This is a genomic window from Comamonas sp. E6, from assembly GCF_001010305.1.
Taxonomy (GTDB): domain Bacteria; phylum Pseudomonadota; class Gammaproteobacteria; order Burkholderiales; family Burkholderiaceae_C; genus Comamonas; species Comamonas thiooxydans.
This window is the reverse complement of sequence record NZ_BBXH01000023.1, coordinates 91,245-112,520: the sequence shown is the minus strand read 5'-3', so window position 1 is coordinate 112,520 and position 21,276 is coordinate 91,245. Positions and strand designations below refer to the sequence as shown.

Annotated in this window: 21 protein-coding genes; 16 read left to right on the top strand and 5 right to left on the bottom strand. The window is 62.4% G+C overall.

Annotated elements, in window-relative coordinates; all coding sequences use genetic code 11:
- Positions 1 to 84: 84 nt before the first annotated feature.
- From CSE6_RS19975 to CSE6_RS19955, 5 genes are all read left to right on the top strand, one after another.
- Entirely contained in the window at positions 85 to 564 is a 480-nt protein-coding gene (locus CSE6_RS19975) for a MarR family winged helix-turn-helix transcriptional regulator (RefSeq protein WP_003081275.1), read from the top strand.
- Positions 565 to 725: 161 nt separating this feature from the next.
- On the top strand, positions 726 to 2,084 hold the full coding sequence (locus tag CSE6_RS19970) for an MFS transporter (RefSeq protein ID WP_034377155.1): 1,359 nt from the start codon (positions 726 to 728) through the stop codon (positions 2,082 to 2,084).
- A gap of 14 nt (positions 2,085 to 2,098) precedes the next feature.
- The gene (locus CSE6_RS19965; RefSeq protein ID WP_034377154.1) at positions 2,099 to 3,178 is read left to right on the top strand and encodes a Rieske 2Fe-2S domain-containing protein; all 1,080 of its coding nucleotides are present in this window, start codon (positions 2,099 to 2,101) and stop codon (positions 3,176 to 3,178) included.
- Positions 3,179 to 3,208: 30 nt separating this feature from the next.
- Complete coding sequence (locus CSE6_RS19960) at positions 3,209 to 4,177, top strand: PDR/VanB family oxidoreductase (RefSeq protein WP_034377153.1); 969 nt, start codon at positions 3,209 to 3,211, stop codon at positions 4,175 to 4,177.
- A 94-nt stretch (positions 4,178 to 4,271) separates the two neighbouring features.
- Positions 4,272 to 5,213 carry a 2-hydroxyacid dehydrogenase gene (locus tag CSE6_RS19955; protein ID WP_034377151.1) on the top strand — a complete coding sequence of 314 codons (942 nt, stop codon included), beginning with the start codon at positions 4,272 to 4,274 and terminating at the stop codon, positions 5,211 to 5,213.
- Between the two features lie 287 nt (positions 5,214 to 5,500).
- Here the strand turns inward: CSE6_RS19955 and CSE6_RS19950 are convergent, their stop codons facing one another.
- The 3 genes from CSE6_RS19950 to CSE6_RS19940 form a co-directional block, all read right to left on the bottom strand.
- Complete coding sequence (locus tag CSE6_RS19950) at positions 5,501 to 6,538, bottom strand: DctP family TRAP transporter solute-binding subunit (RefSeq protein ID WP_003068083.1); 1,038 nt, start codon at positions 6,536 to 6,538, stop codon at positions 5,501 to 5,503.
- Positions 6,539 to 6,742: 204 nt separating this feature from the next.
- Complete coding sequence (locus CSE6_RS19945; RefSeq protein WP_034377150.1) at positions 6,743 to 8,041, bottom strand: TRAP transporter large permease; 1,299 nt, start codon at positions 8,039 to 8,041, stop codon at positions 6,743 to 6,745.
- On the bottom strand, positions 8,038 to 8,601 hold the full coding sequence (locus CSE6_RS19940; RefSeq protein ID WP_003068089.1) for a TRAP transporter small permease: 564 nt from the start codon (positions 8,599 to 8,601) through the stop codon (positions 8,038 to 8,040). The genes CSE6_RS19945 and CSE6_RS19940 overlap by 4 nt, the downstream gene beginning before the upstream one ends.
- 424 nt (positions 8,602 to 9,025) lie before the next feature.
- On the opposite strand from CSE6_RS19940, the gene CSE6_RS19935 reads away from it, so the two are divergent.
- The 5 genes from CSE6_RS19935 to CSE6_RS19915 all read left to right on the top strand — a co-directional run bounded on the left by CSE6_RS19935 (position 9,026) and on the right by CSE6_RS19915 (position 13,726).
- Positions 9,026 to 9,976: a LysR substrate-binding domain-containing protein gene (locus CSE6_RS19935; RefSeq protein ID WP_034354456.1), complete on the top strand. Its 951-nt coding sequence runs from the start codon at positions 9,026 to 9,028 to the stop codon at positions 9,974 to 9,976.
- Positions 9,977 to 10,406: 430 nt separating this feature from the next.
- A complete protein-coding gene (locus CSE6_RS19930) occupies positions 10,407 to 11,306 on the top strand; it encodes a transporter substrate-binding domain-containing protein (RefSeq protein WP_003051113.1) in 900 nt (299 codons plus the stop codon).
- A 113-nt stretch (positions 11,307 to 11,419) separates the two neighbouring features.
- Complete coding sequence (locus CSE6_RS19925; protein ID WP_003068095.1) at positions 11,420 to 12,172, top strand: amino acid ABC transporter permease; 753 nt, start codon at positions 11,420 to 11,422, stop codon at positions 12,170 to 12,172.
- A 1-nt stretch (position 12,173) separates the two neighbouring features.
- Positions 12,174 to 12,845: an amino acid ABC transporter permease gene (locus CSE6_RS19920; RefSeq protein ID WP_003068096.1), complete on the top strand. Its 672-nt coding sequence runs from the start codon at positions 12,174 to 12,176 to the stop codon at positions 12,843 to 12,845.
- Between the two features lie 143 nt (positions 12,846 to 12,988).
- Positions 12,989 to 13,726: an amino acid ABC transporter ATP-binding protein gene (locus tag CSE6_RS19915; protein WP_034354453.1), complete on the top strand. Its 738-nt coding sequence runs from the start codon at positions 12,989 to 12,991 to the stop codon at positions 13,724 to 13,726.
- A 71-nt stretch (positions 13,727 to 13,797) separates the two neighbouring features.
- On the opposite strand, the gene rocF is transcribed toward CSE6_RS19915, so the two are convergent.
- Together rocF and CSE6_RS19905 are read right to left on the bottom strand one after the other, a co-directional pair.
- Entirely contained in the window at positions 13,798 to 14,751 is a 954-nt protein-coding gene (gene rocF, locus CSE6_RS19910; protein ID WP_034377148.1) for an arginase, read from the bottom strand.
- A 13-nt stretch (positions 14,752 to 14,764) separates the two neighbouring features.
- A complete protein-coding gene (locus CSE6_RS19905) occupies positions 14,765 to 15,871 on the bottom strand; it encodes an ornithine cyclodeaminase (RefSeq protein WP_034377147.1) in 1,107 nt (368 codons plus the stop codon).
- A gap of 162 nt (positions 15,872 to 16,033) precedes the next feature.
- On the opposite strand from CSE6_RS19905, the gene pyrC reads away from it, so the two are divergent.
- The 6 genes from pyrC (at position 16,034) to CSE6_RS19875 (ending at position 21,264) form a co-directional block, all read left to right on the top strand.
- Entirely contained in the window at positions 16,034 to 17,080 is a 1,047-nt protein-coding gene (gene pyrC / locus CSE6_RS19900; RefSeq protein ID WP_034377145.1) for a dihydroorotase, read from the top strand.
- 149 nt (positions 17,081 to 17,229) lie between these two features.
- Positions 17,230 to 18,111 carry an NYN domain-containing protein gene (locus CSE6_RS19895; RefSeq protein ID WP_034377143.1) on the top strand — a complete coding sequence of 294 codons (882 nt, stop codon included), beginning with the start codon at positions 17,230 to 17,232 and terminating at the stop codon, positions 18,109 to 18,111.
- Positions 18,112 to 18,125: 14 nt separating this feature from the next.
- Positions 18,126 to 18,944, top strand: a complete 819-nt coding sequence (locus tag CSE6_RS19890; RefSeq protein WP_052088067.1) for a DUF3025 domain-containing protein — start codon at positions 18,126 to 18,128, stop codon at positions 18,942 to 18,944.
- Positions 18,945 to 19,017: 73 nt separating this feature from the next.
- On the top strand, positions 19,018 to 19,890 hold the full coding sequence (htpX, locus tag CSE6_RS19885) for a protease HtpX (RefSeq protein WP_003068113.1): 873 nt from the start codon (positions 19,018 to 19,020) through the stop codon (positions 19,888 to 19,890).
- A 124-nt stretch (positions 19,891 to 20,014) separates the two neighbouring features.
- The gene (locus CSE6_RS19880) at positions 20,015 to 20,383 is read left to right on the top strand and encodes a YXWGXW repeat-containing protein (protein ID WP_003068115.1); all 369 of its coding nucleotides are present in this window, start codon (positions 20,015 to 20,017) and stop codon (positions 20,381 to 20,383) included.
- Positions 20,384 to 20,469: 86 nt separating this feature from the next.
- Positions 20,470 to 21,264, top strand: coding sequence for an oxepin-CoA hydrolase, alternative type (locus tag CSE6_RS19875; RefSeq protein WP_034377142.1), 795 nt, complete (start codon positions 20,470 to 20,472; stop codon positions 21,262 to 21,264).
- The last annotated feature ends 12 nt before the right edge of the window (positions 21,265 to 21,276 follow it).

Genomic DNA, 21,276 nt, shown 5'->3' with positions numbered 1-21,276 from the left:
TGTCTGTAGATGGAGTAATCTTGCAGCTCCCCGAATCGGAGTCAGCGCTGTCCATAGGCAGCGCTGCCCTTGCTACGCTGCTGCATGGAATCGCCCACCACACCCAACCCGCTTTCCCTGGATCTCTACGACCAGCCAGGTCATCTGATTCGACGAGCCCAGCAGATTGCTGCGCTGCTGTTTCGAGAAGTGCTGGGCCCCGATGTGACGCCGGTTCAGTACGCCATCCTGCGCATGCTGCAAGAGTCTCCCGGCATCGACCAGGTGACGCTGGCGCGTCTTGTCGCACTGGACAACTCGACCACGGCCGATATCGCTGCGCGTCTGGAAAGCAAGGGCTGGATTCATCGGGAGCTGCTGCCAAGGCGTCAGCGCCGTTTGAGTCTGACCACCGAGGGCGAAGCCATGCTGGCCGCGTTTGTGCCCAATGTCTACGAGCTGCAGCAGCGCATGCTCTCCGCGCTGGAGCCCGAGGAGCAGGCGGAGTTCAAGCGTCTGCTGCGCAAGTTCGTGCAGTTGCACGACAGCACTGAAGCCGGCGAGCAAGCGGCGATCAACGGCTAGCAGCCCGTTCTGGCGCGGCGGCTTCATCACGATCACGCCGGCCAGCGCCGGCTGTGAACCGGCACGACTAGGGAATTCACTTGTGCTGGATCAAGATTTCATTCAGTAAACTGAATGTGATTCAGTATGCTGAATGAATGATAAAAAACAAGGAGACAACGATGGAACAGGATTTGCGCGCGCATCTGGACCAGCGGCCCATGACGACCTTCCAATGGTCGGTCATCGCGGTATGCATGGCCCTGAACATGATCGATGGCTTTGATGTGCTGGTGATGGCCTTCACGGCTTCGGCGGTATCGGCGCACTGGAAGCTCAGCGGCTCGGAACTGGGCTTTTTGCTCAGTGCGGGCCTCTTCGGCATGGCCGCAGGTTCGCTGCTGCTGGCGCCCATGGCCGACAAGCTGGGGCGCCGTCCGCTGATCCTGCTGTGCCTGGCCGTGTCCGGGCTGGGCATGCTGGCTTCGGCCTGGAGCCAGACGCCCATGCAGCTTGCGGTGCTGCGCGTGATCACGGGCCTGGGCGTGGGCGGCATTCTGGCTTGCAGCAATGTGATTGCCAGCGAATATGCCTCGCTGCGCTGGCGCAGTCTGGCGGTCACGCTGCAATCGACCGGCTATGCGCTGGGCGCGACCATTGGTGGCAGTATCGCGGTCTGGCTGCTGGCCCACCATGGCTGGCGTTCCGTCTTCATGTTCGGAGGTTGCTCCACGCTGGCGGTGCTGGTTCTGGCCTGGTTTGCCTTGCCCGAGTCCCTGGACTTTCTGCTGGTCAAGCGACCCGCCAATGCGCTGCAGCGTCTCAATGGACTGATCCGCAAGATGGGCCTGCCGGCACTGGGCTCCCTGCCTCAGGCCGTGGCGGCAGGCAGCGGTGAAGGCAAGCGCATGGGCCCTTTGCAGCTGCTGTCTCCCAAGCTGCTGCGCCCCACCTTGCTGGTCTGGCTGTCCTTCTTCTCGGTGATGTTCGGTTTCTATTTCGTGATGAGCTGGACTCCCAAACTGCTGGCGGCCTCGGGGCTGACGCCCGAGCAGGGCGTGACCACGGGCGTGCTGCTGAGCCTGGGCGGCATTCTGGGCGCGACCTTGCTGGGCCTGCTGGCGGCGCGTTTCGCGATTCACCGTGCGCTGGCGGTCTTCATGCTGGTGACGGCAGTGCTGCTGTGCTTTCTGGTGGGTAGCTCCGGTGCGCTGTGGATGTCATACACGCTGGCCTTCCTGATCGGCGTGTTTGTGAATGCCTGCGTGGCTGGCCTCTATGCGATTGCGCCGGTGGTCTACGGCAGCGATGTGCGCGCCACCGGTGTGGGCTGGGGCATAGGCATCGGTCGCATCGGGGCGATTGTGTCGCCGCTGGTGGCCGGTGGCCTGCTGGATGCGGCCTGGTCGCCCGATCAGCTGTACCTGGGTTACGGCCTGGCGTTTGTCCTGGCTGCCGTCATCGTGTCCATGCATCGTATTGCCGGCCCGCAGGCTGCGGACAGGCGCGCTGCATCCGAGACAGTGGCTGCCGCTCATTGACCAGGGAGACTTCGATGAACCAGATTTCTCAACCCATGAGCGCGGCCCTGCCGGCCTTTCCGCTGGATCAATGGTATGTAGCGGGCTTTGCCTGGGAGCTGAAGGAGCAGCCGGTGGCGCGTACCTTGCTGGGCCAGCCGATGGTCCTGTTCCGCACGGAAGATGGCAGGGTCGCGGCGCTGGAGGATCGCTGCTGCCACCGCGAGCTGCCGCTGTCCTGCGGCACGGTGGAAGCCGCAGGTCTGCGCTGTGGCTACCATGGCCTGCTCTTCAGCCATGAGGGGCAGTGCCTCGAAATACCGGGCCAGGATCGGATTCCGGCCAAGGCCTGCGTGAAGTCCTTCGAGCTGCGCGAGCGCGACCAGATTCTCTGGATCTGGATGGGCGCGACACCGGATTCCGCGCCGGGCACGGAGCCGCCGGCCTATGCCGTGCACAGCGACCCGCAATATCGTTTTGGCGGCGGCGTCTACCACTACGACGCTCCGTATCAGCTGATTCACGACAACCTGTTGGACCTGAGCCATCTGGGCTATGTGCACCTCAAGACCATAGGCGGCAACGCCCGCGTGCATATGAACGCGGATCTCAAGGTCAGCCAGGACGGGGACAGCGTGAAGGTGGTGCGCTGGATGCCGGATTCGGACCCTCCACCTACTTATGCACAGGCCTGGCCTTTTCAGAGCCGCATCGACCGCTGGCAGGAAGTGGAGTTTCATCCCTCGCATGTGCGTATCTGGACCGGTGCCATGGATGCCGGCCAGGACAGACTGGACAACCCGGAGCGCGAAGGATTCCATATGCGCGGCTTTCACGGCGTGACGCCGGAGACGGAGACCAGCGCGCATTACTTCTGGACGATTGCGACCAATCCGCATCCGCAGATGCAGGACACGACACAGCTGGTGATCGATCAGACGGCGGCCACTTTCGAAGAAGACAAGGTGGTCATCGAAGCCCAGTTCCGCAACCAGCAACGCTTTGGTTCACGCGCCGTGGTGGATATCCACGTGGATGTGGGCCCCAATCGCGCACGGCGCGTGATCGAGCGCTTACGCCAGGCCGGCGCGCAAGCCTCGCAGGCACTGGCCTAGCGACGCACAAGCAAAAGAGAAGTACCCGAGATGAAGACTGAAACCACGTTCGAGGTGCGCATTGCGCACAAGCAGGAGCAGGCAGCCGGTATCTGCAGCCTGGAATTGCGGGCTCTGGAAGGCGCCAGCCTGGCGCCGTTCAGCGCCGGCTCGCACATCGATGTGCACCTGCCTGGCGGGCTGGTGCGCCAGTATTCGCTGAGCAACGATCCCGCCGAGCTGGATCGCTATGTGATTGCCGTGCTGCGCGAGCCCGCCTCGCGCGGTGGCTCGGCGGCCGTGCACGAACAGCTGCAGGCCGGCCAGCAGATCACCATCAGCCTGCCGCGCAACCATTTCGAGCTGCATGCGCCGGCCCGCAAACACCTGCTGCTGGCAGGCGGCATAGGCATCACGCCGATTCTGGCGATGGCGCGCAAGCTGGCGAGCGACGGTGCGGATTTCGCACTGCACTACTGCGGCCGCTCGCGCGAGCGCATGGCGTTTGCCCAGACCATCGAGACTGCGCAATGGGCTGACAAGGCGCAGATCCATGTGGATGACGTGAATGGAAAGTCTTCGCTGGGATTGAGCGAATTGCTGCAGCAAAGAGAGCAGGGCCAGCATCTGTATGTGTGCGGACCCAAGGGCTTCATGGACGCCGTGCTCGACACGGCGCGAGAGGCGGGCTGGCTTGCCGAGCAGTTGCACTACGAGTTCTTTGCCGCCGAAGTGGAGCATCGCGCCGACGACGAGAGCTTCGAGGTGGAAGTCGCCAGCAGCGGCCAGGTAGTGCGCGTCACGCCGGCGCAGACCGTGGTGCAGGCGCTGGAGTCCATCGGCGTCTGCGTCCAGACCTCGTGCGAGCAGGGCGTCTGCGGCACCTGTCTGACGCGCGTCATCTCGGGTCAGCCCGATCACCGCGATATGTATCTGACCGAAGACGAGCAGGCGGCCAACGATCAGTTCCTGCCTTGCTGCTCGCGTGCCAGGTCGGGCCGTCTGGTGCTGGATCTGTGATGCAGGGATAGAGGCAGGCTTTGACCATGCGCGGGCAGGGCTGGCGCAGCCTGCTCAAAATAGGCGTTTTCCATGAAAGCGCCGCGTTCCCGCCATGAAGCCTGCCCTGCTAGTTCTGAACCTCCAGGTCCCCGCCCATCTGCAGCAGATGGAGCAGACCTTTGCCGACTTTGATGTGATCTATGCGCCCGAGGCCGATCAGGCCGAGGCCGCAATCGCCGCCCACGGCGCGCGCGTGCAATGTGTGTGCACGATTGGCGCGACGGGCCTGTCGGCCGCGCAGATGCAGCGCATGCCCCGGCTTTCGCTGGTCTGCGCCATGGGCGCGGGTTACGAGAACATCGACGTGGCCTATGCGAAAGCGCACGGGATTGCTGTCGGCAACGGCGTGGGGACGAACGACGACTGCGTGGCCGACCACGCCATGGGTCTGCTGATTGCCGCCGTGCGCGGCATCGTCAAGCTGGACAAGGCCACGCGTGCCGGCATCTGGCGCTCGGCCCTGCCGCTGCCGGCCAATGTCTCGGGCAAGCGCCTGGGCATCGTGGGGCTGGGCCAAATCGGCGCCAAGATCGCCAGGCGCGCGGCCGCCTTCGACATGCCCGTCGGCTATCACAACCGCAAGCCGCGCGAGGGTGTCGAGCACCAGTACTTCGGCGATCTGCTGGCGCTGGCTGCCTGGGCCGATGTGCTGCTGGTGGCCACGCCGGGTGGCGCGGGCACGCGCCATCTGATCAATGCCGAGGTGCTCGAGGCACTGGGCGAGAAAGGCGTGCTGGTGAATATCGCACGCGGCTCGGTGGTCGATACCCGGGCGCTGGCAGACGCCGTGCGCGCAGGCCGTCTGGCCGGTGCCGGGCTGGATGTCTACGAAAGCGAGCCGCTGCCGCCGCAGGAACTCATCGATCTGGACGCCGTGGTGCTGACGCCCCATGTGGGCGGCTGGTCGCCCGAGGCGGTGCAGAACTCGGTGGACCGCTTCATCGCCAATATGCGCTGCCATCTGGATGGCAAGCCCTTGGTATCGCCCATCTGAATGCTATTGAATTGAAAGCTTCTTGCGCTTGATGTGCTTGCATTTCAATTTGATTTGATATTGAAATTCACTTATATCAGGCGCTTATAGCTTTGATATTAATAGCAAAAAAATCCCCGCCACGGCAAGCCGTGCGGGGATTTTTACTATCTGCGGCGCCGTGCAGCTGGCGCGGACCAAACCAGTGACACCAAGCAAGGGCCGCCCCGCAGCGAGGGTGTCGTCCCCCTCCCGAAGAGAGAGGGGGAAGCCGCGGGGCCGCCTAGGCGTAGCGGCTCAGGGGGAGTTTATTTCTGACTAGCGGCAATGGCCTTTTCTGCCTTGTCGACCAGCGGTGCGCCGATCTGGCTCTTCCACTTGTCGAACACGGGGCGCGTGGCCTTGACAAAGGCTTCGCGCTCGGCAGCGTTGGGCGTGGTCACGGTCACGCCCAGGCCGGCCAGGTCCTTGAGCAGAGGCTTGTCGGCTTCGACCAGGCCCTTGCGAGCGATGGCGATTTCTTCCTTGGCGGCATCCAGCGCGGCTTGCTTGACGATGGCCTGGTCAGCCGGTGTCCAGCTGTTCCAGATGTCCTTGTTCACCACAAAGATCAGCGGATCGTTCATGTAGCCCCACATGGTCAGATGCTTCTGGCCCACGGACTGCAGCTTGGCCGCCATGTACACGCCGATGGGGTTCTCCTGGCCGTCCACGGCGCCGCTGGCCATGGCGGGCTGGGCATCGGCCCAGCTCATCTGCGTGGGGTTGGCGCCCAGGGCCGTGAAGGTGTCCAGGAACAGGGGCGAGCCCACGACGCGGATCTTCATGCCCTTGAGGTCGGCAGGCGTCTTGATGGCGTGCTTGGAGTTGGAGATTTCGCGGTAGCCGTTCTCACCCCAGGCCAGAGGCACCACACCGCCTTTTTCCAGGGTCTTGAAGATTTCCTGGCCCACTTCGCCCTGGGTCACGGCATCCACGGCCTTGAAGTTGGGGAAGAGAAAGGGCATGGAGAACAGGTTCAGCGACTTGACCTGCGGCGACCAGTTGATGGTCGAGCCCACGGCCATGTCGATCACGCCCTGGCGCAGTGCGGAGAACTCGCGCGTCTGGTCGCCTTGGACCAGCGAGGTGCCGGGGTAGAGCTTGATGTTGATGCGGCCCTGGGTGCGCTCGCGCACCTTGTCGGCCCACAGCTCGCCGCCCTTGCCCCAGGGGAAGGCCGTGCCCAGCACCAGGGACATGCGGTATTCGCTCTTGTACTTGGTCTGTGCCATGGCCATGGGCGATGCAAAGGCCAAAGCGGCGGCCGTGGCCACTGCGGATGCGAGGAAGGTACGAAGTTTCATTTGGTTTGTCTCCCTTTTAGAAACGAAAAAATGCTTTGCTTGTTGGATGCATTGCACATGGAATCAGCACGGCCCATCTCAGCGGACACCGCGCAAGGGCCGAAGCTGGCCGCGCCGCCCCGCAGCGCTGGTGTCGTCCCCCTCCCGCGAAGCGAGAGAGAGGGGGGAAGTGGTGGGGCCGCCTAGACATAGCCGCTCAGGGGGTTAGTAGCCAAGTCTTGCGGGCAGCCACAGTGCGAGCTGCGGGAAGGCAATGACCAGAATCATCACGGCGAACATGGACAGCAGCATCCAGCCTACCCAGCGCACGGTGGACTCCATGCGCACGCCCGCAATGCGGCAGCTGACCATCAGGTTCACGGCCAGCGGCGGTGTGAACTGGCCCAGTGCCACCTTGAGCGTGAGGATCACGCCAAACCAGACGGGGTCCCACTGGTAGTGGTTCATGATGGGCAGCAGCAGCGGCACAAAGATCAGGAAGATCGAGATGCCGTCCAGGAACATGCCCACGGTGATCAGCAGCAGGATCAGCAGGCCCAGCACGCCGTATTCGCCGAGACCGGAGTTCACGATGGCATTGGCCACGGGATCGATCACGCCCAGGGTGGACAGCGAGAAGGCAAAAATGCCGGCCAGCGACACCACCAGCAGGATCACGGCCGACAGCTCGCCCGCTTCGCGCAGAATCGGGAACAGGTCGCGCACGCCGATGGTGCGGTGAATCACCATACCCACGAACAGTCCGTAGAACACGGCGACCACGGCGGCTTCGGTGGGGGTGAACCAGCCCATGCGCATGCCGCCCAGGATCAGCACCGGAGCGGCCAGACCCCAGGAGGCCTCGCGCAGGCTTTTCCAGAACGGAGGGCGGGGCATGGAGGCTTCGAGTGCGCCCATCTTGTGCTTGCGCGACATCCACACGGCGGGAATGATGAGCGCGATACCCGCCAGCACGCCGGGAATCATGCCGGCCGCGAACAGGGCCGGCACCGAAGCGCCTGGCACCAGTACCGAGTAGATGATGAAAGCCACCGAAGGCGGAATCAGAATGTCCGTTGCTGCGGCTGCTCCGACCACGCTGGCGGAGAAGCTCTTGGGATAACCGGCGCGGCTCATGGCGGCAATCATCACGCCGCCCACGGCCGCTGCATTGGCCGGCCCGGAGCCGGAGATGCCGCCCAGGAACATGGCCACGGCAATCGCCACCAGCGGCAGCATGCCGGGGCCGCGGCCCACGATGGCCACGGCAAAGTTCACCAGCCGCAAGGCAACGCCCGAGCGATCGAAGATGGAGCCCACGAGCACGAACATGGGAATGGCCAGCAGCGGATATTTGCCCAGCCCGGCATAGAAATTCTGCGGCACGGCCAGCAGACCGAACCACTGTGTATCGGCATTGGCCAGGGCAATCGCGGCCGCACCGGCCAGACCGAGCGCGGCGCCTATGGGCACGCCAATGAACATCAGGCCCAGAAAGGCCACGAACAGCAAGGTGGCGATCATGCGATCTCCTTGCTGTGGTCTTTTTCCACGGGTTCGTCAGGGAAGGCGCCGGGCTTGCCCTGGCGGATGAACAGGCCGATGGCGCGTGCGGTGATCAGTGCCGAGACCACGGGCAGCCAGATCGAATACCACCATTGGGGCAGGCCGATGCCGGGCGAGGTCTCCTCGAAACGGAAGTCGTCCCAGACCACGCGCACGCTGAGCACGGCAATGATGGCAAACAGCAATGCCACCATCAGAGAGCCGAACCGGGCCAGTGCCTTGCGGCGCTGGACGGAGCCGCTGTCCGAGAAGAACTCGATGCGGATATGCTGATTGCGGGCCACGGCGGCAGAGCCTGCGACCAGGGCCAGCAAGATCATCAGAAAGACCGAGATTTCCTCGGTCCAGGCGAAGGAGGAGTTGGTGAAGTAGCGCACCAGCACATTGGCAAAGGTGATCAGGGCCAGAGCGGCCATGATGATCACGGTCAGCCAGTCTTCAATGCGCAGGGAACGAGGCTCGTCCGGGCGCGCGCCGGCATCGGCGGCACCATCGGTCTCGGGAGGAGTGGAGGACATGAACGCGGAAAGTCAGAAAAACACACAGGAGTCAGGGCAGCTCGCCTGAATGGCGTGATCCGCGCGCACTCGATGAGAATGCCCTTATGTTCACGACTTACGCAAAACGGGTTCCGGCAAGACGATTGCCTCAGGAGGCAGGCCGCGTTGCATTCTTGTTTGCGTAAGTCCTTATGTTGTTCCTTGACCTTCACGGCGTTGTGCGCCGGGATGGCTTGGAGCGAGTAGACACACCGGATAGATGTGAACAAATATTATCAAGGTATCTATGTCGCAGGGCTTACGTCCGGCGGCAGGCATTACCCTAGGGTCTGGCGACCAAGGCATGGCTCATCGTCGAGTCTGTGTTTTGTCCCGTTTACTAGCCAACAAGGATTACCTCCGTTGCACAGCTTTGGTGCAGGGCAGCGGATAATGAGAGTCTATGGAAACCAAATGGCTTGAAGATTTTGTCAGCCTTGCTGAAACCCGCAGTTTCAGCCGCTCGGCCCAGCTGCGCCACGTTACGCAGCCTGCGTTCTCGCGCCGCATCCAGGCGCTGGAGGCCTGGGCGGGAACCGATCTGGTCGACAGAAGCTCGTATCCAACGCGACTGACGCCAGCAGGCAAGACCATGTACGAGCAGGCGCTGGAGATACTGCAGTCCCTGCAGAGCACCCGCACCATGTTGCGTGCCCACGTCAGTGCGGGCAAGGGCATGGTGGGCTTTGCCGTGCCGCATACCTTGGCGTTCACGTTCTTCCCGAACTGGGTTTCGGCCGTGCACGAGAAGTTCGGTCCCTTCCGCAGCCGTCTGTTCGCACTCAATGTGCATGATGCGGTGATGCGTCTCGTGGAAGGTGGCTGCGATCTGTTGATTGCCTACTACCACTCTTCTCAGCCCTTCCAGCTGGACCCTTCGCGCTATGAGATGGTGAGCCTGGGGCATGAGGTGCTGGCTCCGTACTCCAAGCCGGACGAGAACGGCAACCCCATCTTTGCCCTGCCCGGCCGCCAGGGTCAGCCGCTGCCATACCTGGGCTATGCCGCTGGCGCTTATCTGGGGCGGGTGACGGAGCTGATCCTCAAGGAGGCGGCCGAGGCCGTGCACCTCGAGCGCGTCTATGAAACCGATATGGCCGAAGGCCTCAAGGCCATGGCCCTGGAAGGTCATGGCGTGGCCTTTCTGCCCTACAGCGCGGTACGCGGCGATCTGGAGTCCGGTCGACTGGTGCGTGCAGTGCCGGAAGGCGTGACCGGTTTTCAGATGGACATGGAAGTGCGGGCCTATCGGGAAAAACCCACGGGCGATGCCCCTCAGGGAGGAGCTGCCGCGCTCTGGAACTTCCTCAAGGAGCAGGGCGAGATTGCGGGTGGCGAGGTCAAGGCTGTGTAACCTGATCGAGTGTTGCTTTTCTTCCAAAAGGGCCAGTTGGCCCTTTTTTTGCTTGTGTGACCAGCTTGCCGTGATTTCAGGTGTTTTACTGGTGAAAACCCTAATGTTATGCATCGGGTTAATACTGAATATGCAAGTTGCGCATAAGGATTTTTGCCATCGGCATTGGCTTGTGAAATCACGAAAGCATTAGAGTTCGCAGCTTGCACAAAAAGAGGTGCTGCTTTGCAACACAAGATTGAGGCGGTAAGTAGGTGGTTGCCTTCCTGAATCACCTACGGGAAAAGTCTTAGAAATGATTGCATTTCAGCCATCTTCATGACTGCACAATGTGTGCAGTACATTTGTTAACGCAACCTGTCCACCCTCACAAAGGGCGATGCGTTAAGGAGTGGCAAGCGTTTTTGGTCCTTACCAATAGGAGATCCGTATGAAGAAGCATTTGTTGGCCATCGCCGTAACCGCACTGGCAACTGGCACCGTGTTTGCCCAGGCCAATGACACCTTGGCCAAGATCAAGTCCACCGGCAGCGTCACTCTGGGCGTGCGTGAATCGTCCGGCCTGGGCTATACGCTGGGCAATGGCAAATATGTAGGCTTCCATACCGAAATGGGTGAGCGCATCCTCAAGGACATCCAGAAGCAACTGGGCCTGACAGCGCTGGAAGTGAAGTACCAGCCCGTGACCTCGCAAAACCGTATTCCTCTGGTGCAGAACGGCACCGTGGACATCGAGTGCGGCTCCACCACCAACAACACGGCTCGTCAGAAGGATGCAGCCTTTGCCTTCACCACCTATGTGGAAGAAGTGCGCATTGCCACCCGTGCCAACTCCGGCATCACCGGCATCAAGGACCTGAACGGCAAGACCATCGTGACCACGACGGGTACGACTTCCGTGCAGACCCTGCGCAAGAACAAGCGCGCTGACGGCCTGACCTTCAAGGAAGTCATGGGCAAGGACCACGCCGACAGCTTCCTGATGCTGGAAACCGGCCGCGCCGATGCCTTCATCATGGACGGCTCCATCCTGGCTGCCAATATCTCCAAGTCCAAGGCTCCCAACGATTACAAGATCGTGGGCGAAGTGCTGTCGGTGGAGCCCATCGCCTGCATGATGCGCAAGGACGATCCCGCCTTCAAGAAGGCTGTGGACGAATCCATCGTGCGTCAGATCAAGGATGGTTCTCTGACCAAGCTGTACGACAAGTGGTTCCTGCAGCCCATTCCTCCCAACAACGTGAAGGTGGGTCTGCCACTGTCGGCAGCGACCAAGGATGCGTGGGCTCACCCCAACGACAAGCCCATGGAAGCTTACGAAGTCAAGTAATCCCGCCTATAGGTGTACCGCCCCTTCTGCCAAGCGGTTAGAAGGGGCTTTTTTGTTGCGAGGGCCGGTGTGAGCGTTTGCCCTCATAAACCAAGAATGAAAGAGGTGCTCGTATGAGTTGGGATTGGCAGGTGTTCTGTCAGGACACCATTACCCAAGAGGTCGGGCAGAGTTGTTTTGGCAAGAACGGTGACATCACCTATCTGGATTGGATGATGTCGGCCTGGGGCTGGACCGTGTCGGTGGCATTGCTGTCGCTGGTCATCGCTCTGGTGCTGGGCGCAGTCATCGGTACCTTGCGTACCTTGCCCGATCGTCCGTGGATAGTGCGCCTGGGCAATGCCTGGGTGGAGTTGTTCCGCAATATTCCCTTGCTGGTCCAGGTGTTCATCTGGTACCACGTGGTTCCGGCCATCTTCCCCGCAATGAAGTCCCTGCCGGGCTTTGTGCTGGTGGTGTTTGCGATCGGTTTCTTCACCTCTGCCCGTATTGCCGAGCAGGTGCGCTCCGGTATTCAGGCTTTGCCGCGGGGCCAGCGCTACGCCGGCATGGCAGTAGGTTTCACGACCTTCCAGACCTACCGCTATGTGCTGCTGCCGATGGCGTTTCGCATCATCATTCCGCCGCTGACCAGCGAGGCCATGAACGTGTTCAAGAACTCGTCCGTGGCGTTTGCCGTGTCCGTGGCCGAGCTGACCATGTTCGCCATGCAGGCCCAGGAAGAGACGGCTCGTGGCGTCGAAATTTATATGGCTGTGACAGGTCTGTATGTGATTTCTGCCTTCATCATCAACCGCATCATGGCCTTCATCGAGAAGCGTTCTCGCGTGCCCGGTCTGATTGCAGCCAGCGGTGGAGGCCACTGATATGAATCTCAACCTCGACTGGTCGTTTTTCTCGTGGGACCTGTTCAGCAACTTTGTGCTGAAGGGGCTGTATTTCAGCGTGTCCTTGACCGTGATCGCCACGCTGGGCGGCATCTTCTTCGGCACCTTGCTGGCGCTGATGCGCCTGTCGGGCAAGAAGTGGCTGGACCTGCCTGCCACCATCTATGTCAACGGCATGCGCTCCATCCCGCTGGTGATGGTGATCCTGTGGTTCTTCCTGCTGATGCCCATGCTGATCGGCAAGCCCATCGGCGCGGAGACTTCGGCCATCATCACCTTTGTGGCGTTCGAAGCAGCATATTTCTCTGAAATCATGCGCGCCGGCATCCAGTCCATTCCACGTGGACAGGTGTTTGCCGGCCAGGCACTGGGCATGACCTATGGTCAGAACATGCGTCTGGTGGTGCTGCCTCAGGCCTTCCGCAACATGCTGCCCGTGCTGCTGACCCAGACCATCATCCTGTTTCAGGATACCTCGCTGGTCTATGCGATCGGTGCCTACGACATGCTCAAGGGCTTCGAAATCGCCGGCAAGAACTTCGGCCGACCCATCGAATCCTATCTGGCGGCTGCCGTGACCTATTTTGTGATCTGCTTTGCACTGTCTTGGTTCGTCAAGCGTCTGCACAAGAAGATCGCCATTATTCGATGAAACACCCCCTGAGTCGCTTCGCGCCCTCCCCCTCAAGGGGGACGACGGCCTCGGCTGCGGGACGGCCCTTGCTGGCTGTCCCTGGCCTGACCGAGCCCGCTGCAGGCGCTGCGATGGATCACTGACAAAAGTCGGAGTGAAAAATGATTGAACTCAAGAACGTTTCCAAGTGGTACGGCAGCTTTCAGGTGCTGTCCGATTGCTCCACCAATATCAACAAGGGCGAGGTGGTGGTGGTGTGCGGCCCTTCGGGCTCCGGCAAGTCCACGCTGATCAAGACCATCAATGCGCTGGAGCCCTTCCAGAAGGGCGAGATCTTTGTGGACGGCACGGCAGTGCACGATCCCAAGACCGATCTGCCCAAGCTGCGCAGCCGCGTGGGCATGGTGTTCCAGCACTTTGAGCTGTTTCCCCACCTGTCGGTGACGGAGAACCTGACCATCGCACAGATGAAGGTGCTGGGCCGCAGTGCTGCCGACGCCAAGACCCGTGGCCTCAAGATGCTGGACCGCGTGGGCCTGACCGCTCACAAGGACAAGTTCCCCGGCCAGCTCTCCGGCGGTCAGCAGCAGCGCGTGGCCATTGCGCGCGCTCTATCCATGGATCCCATCGTCATGCTGTTTGACGAACCCACTTCGGCACTGGATCCCGAAATGGTCGGCGAAGTGCTGGACGTGATGATGGGCCTGGCCCATGAAGGCATGACCATGATGTGCGTGACCCACGAAATGGGATTTGCGCGCAAGGTGGCCAGCCGTGTGATCTTCATGGACGTGGGCGGCAAGATTCTGGAGGACTGCAGCAAGGAAGAGTTCTTCGGCCATCCCGAAAACCGCCAGCCGCGTACCAAGGAATTCCTCAACAAGATCCTGCAGCATTGATACCGCAGGCAAGCCGCAAAAAGGCGCTCGCAGGAGCGCCTTTTTTCATGGCGGCCGGGCCGGACTGCCGGTCAGCATTGCAGCACGTCGCGGGGGGCGCGCATCAGCGTGCTTTGACCAAACAGGCTTTGCACCAGGTCCACCACCAGCTCCGCCGTCTGGTTGCGCAGGTCCAGGGCCGGGTTGAGCTCCACAATGTCCAGCGAGGCAAGACGGCCGGAGTCGGCAATCATTTCCATGCACAGCTGGGCCTCGCGGTAGGTGGGGCCGCCGCGTACCGGTGTGCCGGTGCCGGGAGCAATGTCAGGATCGAGAAAGTCCACGTCAAAGCTCAGATGCAGGTGGATGTCCCTGTCGTTGCGTCCCAGCAGGCTGACCAGGGCGCGGCGCATCACTTCACGCATGCCCAGTTCGTCGATGGCCCGCATGTCGTAGACCTCCAGCCCCAGCTCTCGGATCATGTGCTTTTCGCTCTCGTCCACGCTGCGCAGGCCGATCTGGCAGAACGATGAGGCGGGCAGGGCGGGAGTCGTGCCGGACAGCGAGGCCAGTTCCGTCGGTCCCAGTCCGCAGAGGCTTGAAACCGGCATGCCGTGCAGATTGCCCGTGGGCGAACTTTCGGGGGTGTTGCAATCCGAATGGGCATCCAGCCAGAGCACGCGCAGCTGCTTGCCCGTGGCGCGGCAATGGCGGGCCACGGCGCTGATGGAGCCTGTGGCCAGCGTATGGTCGCCACCCAGCAGTATGGGCAGCCGGTGTTGCTGCAGCACCTGCAGCACCGCGTCATGGGCGATCCGGTTCCAGCTCAGGCATTCGGCCAGATTGCGCAGACCCTGGGCATCGCGCGCGCCACGCGGGTTGGCGGGGCCGCTCAGATTGCCCAGATCGCTGACCTGCACCCCCAGCCGTTCCAGCGCAGGACCGAGCTGGGCCACACGCAGGGCATCGGGCCCCATGGCCGCGCCAAGGCGCGAGGCACCGATATCGGTGGGCAGACCGATCAGTGTGGACGATGTGTATGCCATGAGCCGCTCCGCTTCAGGCCGTCTTACGGGCCGCAAGATTGATGATCTGGGGACTGGCTGCCTGTCTCACCATGGCAAACAGATCCTTGGGGTCGGCGAGCTCCGGCACCAGCTCGATCTGTGACAGCAGGCCTGCGCCTTGCGCCAGACTATGCATGGTGCGCAGCGCCGAGTAGTCCTCCAGCGCGAAGCCCACGGAGTCGAACAAGGTGATCTGGGCGTTCGATGTCCGGCCCGGCGCCAGCTTCTGCAGCACGCGCCAGAGCTCGGTCACGGCAAAGTCGGCGGGCATTTGCTGCAGCTCGCCCTCGATGCGCGTCTGAGGCTCGTACTCGACAAAGACCTGCGCACGCTGCAGGGCGCTGGCATCGAACTCTGTCTTGCCGGGGCAATCACCGCCCACGGCATTGATATGCATGCCGGGCTCCAGCAAATGCCCGGGGATGATGGTGGCGCGGGTCTTGTCGGCGGTGGCGGTGGTCACGATGTCCGTGCCGGCCACGGCGTCTCGCACGCTGGTGCAGACGATGGCCGTAGCGGAAAAATCGGGCAGGAACGGCTGCAGGTTGTGCAGCAGCTTTTGCGAGGCCGCAGGGTCGATGTCGAACAGGCGCAGCTCGCGCACGCCCAGCAACTCCATGAAGGCCAGAGCCTGGAATTCGCTTTGCGAGCCATTGCCGATCAGCGCCATGCTGCGGTTGCCGGCGCGCGCCAGATGGCGCGCAGCCATGGCGGATGTGGCGGCGGTGCGCAAGGCCGTGGTCAGCGTCAGCTCGCTGACAAAGCGCGGCATGCCGGTGGCGACATCGGCCAGCGCGCCGAAAGCCATCACGGTGGGAAGGCCCAGGCGTGGATTGTGCGGGTGGCCGTTGACGTATTTGAAGGCGTAGTCTCGCGCATCGGCCACCGGCATCAACTCGATCACGCCGCTGGCTGAATGGGCGGCTGTGCGCGCGCTTTTGTCGAAGTCCTGCCAGCGGCCGAAGTCGGCCTCCAGGGCTTGGCTGATCAGGCGCAGCACCTGGGTGATGCCGATGCGCGCGACCAGCCGGGCTGCGTCGCTGGCGCTGAGAAAGTCGGTCCGGAATGGTGTGCCGGCCAGAGCTTGAGGAACAGACATGAGACTTCCTCCTTGACCCCATTTTTGAGGATTTCAGCGCCAAATGCCAGAGGAATGCCTGGGAAATACCCAAGAGCTGGACCCATGACCGCGCTGTGCGCAGGTCCAGGACAGGGCCCGCATGGGTTTGAGTGCGGGCCTGTCGCCAGCGAAGATGGGACAATGTCGGCCATGACTCAGACCATCACGATTACCCGCCCCGATGACTGGCACTTGCACGTGCGCGATGGCGATGCCATGCGCTGCGTGGTGCCGCACACTGCCCGCCAGATGGGCCGTGCCATCATCATGCCCAACCTCAAGCCTCCGGTCACCACGGCGGAGATGGCTGCGGACTACCGCGCCCGCATTCTGTCGGCTGTGCCTGCAGGCAGCCAGTTCCAGCCGCTGATGACGCTGTATCTGACGGACAACCTGGGCCCTCAGGAAATCGTGCGCGCCAAGGAGGCCGGCGTGGTGGCCTGCAAGCTTTATCCCGCAGGTGCCACGACCAACTCCGACCATGGCGTGACTGATCTGCGCAAGATCTACCCGACGCTGCAAGCCATGCAGCGCGAAGGCCTGGTGCTGCTGGTGCATGGTGAAGTCACCGATCAGAGCATCGACCTCTTCGACCGCGAAGCCGTGTTCATCGAGCAGCAGCTCAAGCCTCTGCGCAAGGATTTTCCCGAGCTCAAGATCGTCATGGAGCATGTGACGACCAAGGAAGCCGCCGAGTACGTGGCTGAGGCCGATGATTTCCTGGCTGCGACCATCACGCCCCAGCATCTGCTGTTCAACCGCAACGCCATCTTCCTGGGCGGCGTGCGCCCGCATTTCTATTGCCTGCCGGTCCTCAAGCGCGAAACCCATCGCCTGGCGCTGGTGCAGGCCGCTACCAGCGGCAGCAGCAAGTTCTTCCTGGGCACGGACAGCGCACCCCATGCAGCGCATCTGAAGGAAGCCGCGACCGGCTGCGCCGGCTGCTACAGTGCCCACGCCGCCATCGAGATGTATGCGGAGGTGTTCGACGGCGTCGGGGCTCTCGACAAACTGGAAGCCTTTGCGTCCTTCAACGGCGCCGACTTCTACGGCCTGCCCCGCAACACCGACACCATCACCCTGGTCAAGGAAAGCTGGACACCGCCCGTGAGCTTTGCATACGGCGAAGGGGCGCAGCTCAAGCCACTGCGCTTTGGCGAAGCCCTGCCCTGGAAGATGCTGGATTAAAAACAGTAGCTGCAAGCGCCTGTTTTTACTTGAATCAAAGGTGTTTCCGGTCTGAAATCAATAAAGGAGTTGCGCAAGCTGCTCCTTTTTTAGTTTGGCTTTGAGCGTGGCCTCGGTTAGGCTTGGCCAAACAGCGCTCAGGAGATTGCATGCCCAACGATGTCCAGCCCAAGATTGCCTTGCTGATCGATGCCGACAATGCGCCCGCAGAGATGATTGACGAGATATTGACCGAGCTATCCACCTTCGGCCTGATCAATATCCGCCGTGCCTATGGCAACTGGACCAAGGCCGGTCTGCATGGCTGGCAGAGCAAGCTGCTGGAGTACGCCGTGCGGCCCATGCAGCAGTTTGACTACTCCAAGGGCAAGAACGCGACCGACATGGCCATGACGGTGGATGCCATGGAGCTGCTCTATACCGAAAAGCCCGATGCCTTCGGCATCGTTTCCTCGGACGCCGACTTCACGCCGCTGGTCATGCATTTGCGCGCCAAGGGCGCTGCGGTCTATGGATTCGGCGCGGAGCAGACGCCCAGGGCTTTCGTCAATGCCTGCTCGCGCTTTCTGTATTTCGATGCGCTCAAGGAACTCGGCGACGGCATTGTCAGCCGCAGTGAACGCCGCGAGGCGCTGGAGGCCGAGGCAGTTCCACGTGCAGTGCCTGCGGCAAGCCAGCCATCCGAGCAGACCCTCCCTGTCAGCAATGGCAAGGTGGCAGGTGGCACGGGCGCTGCGGCCCCGGCATGCACCACGTTGCGCGTGCCTTCGCACATGCTCAAGGAAGACAGGCAGCTCATTGCCATGCTGCGCGATGCCGTCAAGGCGACGCAGGACGAAGCCGGCTGGGCACGTGTGGCTGCGGTGGGTACGCATATCGGTAACAAGCTGTCGTTTGATGCGCGCAACTATGGCTATGCCTCGCTGACCAAGCTCATGGCCGCGACCCAGGTCTTCGAGTTGCGTGACGAGGGCACGGCCCGCGTGGCGGTGCGCGATCTGCGTGGGCATCAGGACGAGGTGCTGCCTTGATGCAGCCAGCCGCAATGCCGTCAGTGGATTGGGCCATTGACTGGCAGGTGCCCTGGCTGGCACCGCTGCAAGCGCTTGGACGTCAGGTTCATGACCGGGTGCTGGGCGGTGCCGGCGTGGCCCGGGCCTTGCAGGAGGTGGCTGCCGCCCACGGACTGCTGCCGGGCTGGCAGTTTGTCGATCAGCTGCAGCTGCCTGCCGGTCAGGCCTATGAGGCATTCATCCACAGAGAGCGCAGCATTCCCACACGCGACAATCTGCATGACTTCTTCAACGGCCTGATCTGGCTGCACTGGCCGTTGCTCAAGCAGCGGCTCAACGCGCTGCAGGCGGCCGAGATAGAGCGCCAGGGCGTGGGGGCGCAGCGCGGGCGCCTGCGCGATTCGATCACGGTGCTGGACGAGAACGGCGGCTTGCTGCTCGCGCCGCAGGCACTGTGCGATGCGCTGCGCGACAAGCGCTGGCAGGAGCTGTTTGTGGCCCGGCGTGTGCTGTGGGCGCAGGCGCGCTTTCTTCCCATAGGCCATGCCCTGCTGGAAAAGCTGGTTCAGCCGCGCAAGGCCATCACCGCGCATGTGATCTGCGTGCCGCTGGGGCAGGCTCCAGGGCTGGCATCGCTGGCCGAGGCCGATGGCTGGCTGGACCATCAGTTGCGGACCCAGTCTTGCAATCTGGCCAGCAAGCCCTATCTACCAATTCCCATATTGGGAATCCCGGACTGGTGCCTGCAAAACCAGAACTTTTCCTTCTATGATGACTCTCTAGTTTTCCGAGCCCCACGTACCGCACAAACAACACAACAACGGGTACTGCCAGAAACAGAACTGGCTTGATGCGCATTCGTCCTGCACAGGCGGTGCCTCAGGGGTTCTGGTCATTTTGTCCCCTGTGTGGAGTACACCCTCGATGAAACGTATTGCCTTATTTCTACTGACCAATATCGCCGTGGTGGCGGTATTGGGCATCGTCGCCAGCCTGCTGGGCGTCAACCGCTACCTCACTGCCAACGGCCTCAATCTGGGCGCCCTGCTGGGCTTTGCCTTCATCATGGGCTTTGGCGGCGCCATCATCTCGCTGCTGATCTCCAAGCCCATGGCCAAGTGGACATCGGGCGTGCAGGTCATCAACGAGCCGCGCAACGCCGACGAGGCCTGGATCGTCAACACCGTGCGCGGCTTTGCCGAAAAGGCTGGCATCGGCATGCCCGAGGTCGGCATCTATGAGGGCGAGCCCAACGCCTTTGCGACTGGCGCCTTCAAGAACTCGGCCCTGGTGGCCGTGTCCACAGGTCTGCTCGAAGGCATGACGCGTGAAGAGGTCGAGGCCGTGATCGGTCACGAAGTGGCCCACATCGCCAATGGCGACATGGTGACCATGACGCTGATCCAGGGCGTGATGAACACCTTTGTGGTCTTCCTCTCGCGCGTGATCGGCTATGCGGTCGACTCCTTTCTGCGCCGCAACGACGAGCAAAGCTCCGGCCCTGGCATCGGCTACATGATCACCACCGTGGTGCTGGATATCCTGCTGGGCTTTGTCGCCGCCATGATCGTGGCCTGGTTCTCGCGCCAGCGCGAGTTCCGTGCCGACGCGGGTGCTGCCCAGCTCATGGGGCGCAAGCAGCCCATGATGAATGCGCTGGCCCGTCTGGGCGGAATGCATCCGGGCGAGCTGCCCAAGAGCGTGGCGGCCATGGGCATTGCCGGTGGCATCGGCCAGCTGTTCTCTACCCACCCGCCCATCGAGCAGCGCATTGCTGCACTGCAGAACGCCCGCTAAGCGTACGCATGTGTAAACGGCAGTAGCCGGTCTTTACCGCTGCTTCACAAGCCCCTGTCAACAACCGGCAGGGGCTTTTGCGTTGTAGGAGCATATACATGTCCCCGGACTTTCAGGAGTTGTGATGTCCTTCATCTCTCAAACCATGACCCGCCGATTGCTGCCGGTCTTGCTGCTGGGCGGCTCCGCTGCCCTGCTTACGGGCTGCGTGGTGGCCCCGGCCTATCCGGCTTATGGAACCGAGGTGGTTGCGGGCGACGTCTATGCACCCATGGCCCCGCCTCCCCTGATCAACGAGGTGATCCCGGTGGCTCCCTCGCCGGCCTATGTCTGGATCGGCGGCTCCTGGGGCTGGGGCGGCGGGCGCTACAACTGGCGTCCCGGCCGCTGGGCCATGCCGCCACGTCCCGGCTATGGCTGGCATGAGGGTGGGTGGAATCATGGTCCTGGCGGCTGGCATCACGGCGGCGGCCATTGGGGACCGCGCCGCTGAGGGCGTCCGCTAGGTGACAAGAGAGGGCATCCGCCCGCTAGGCGGGCCGTGCCGGCATCGCTAGAGTCGGATGCAGGAGGTTTGCCGTGAATCCTGCTCTTGTCACCCGCCGCGAAGGCGCTGTTCTCATCCTCTCCAATAACAACCAGGCAGCGCGCAATGCGCTGTCGCCCGAGTATTACTACGCGGTCATGGAAGCGCTGCGTGCGGCCGGCACCGATGCCTCGGTGGCCGCCGTGATTCTGACGGGCGAGGGCGGTCATTTCTGCGCTGGCGGCGATCTGAACCAGCTGGCAACGAGGCGCGAGATGCCGCTGGCCGAACGCCGCCTAAAGCTTGAGGATCTCAACCATCTGATTCGTGCCATACGCGACTGCCCCAAGCCTGTGATCGCGGCGGTGGAGGGCGCTGCCGCGGGTGCAGGCCTTTCTCTGGCCATGGCTTGCGACATGCTGGTGGCGGCAAGGTCGGCGGTTTTCTCGATGGCCTATGTGAAGGTCGGCCTCACACCCGATGGTGGCGCGACTTCGTTTCTGGCCGAGTTCATGTCCCGTCAATTGCTGACAGAGCTCTGCCTGACGGGCGAGCGCATCAGCGGCGAGCGCATGCATGCGCATGGCTGCATCAACCGTTTGACGGAGCCGGGCCAGGCCCTGGCTCAAGCGCTGGAGCTGGCGCGTCAACTGGCCCAGGGGCCGGAAGTGGCGACTGCGCGTATCAAGGCACTGTGCCGGGTGGCACACCGCCACAGCCTGGAGCAGCAGCTGGCGCTGGAGGCCGACCATATGGTCGAGGCCCAGGGCAGCGAGGAGTCTCGCGAAGGCATTGCGGCCTTTCTGGAAAAGCGTGCGCCTGATTTTGCCAGGCTGCGCGGAGCCTGACAGGTCGTACTC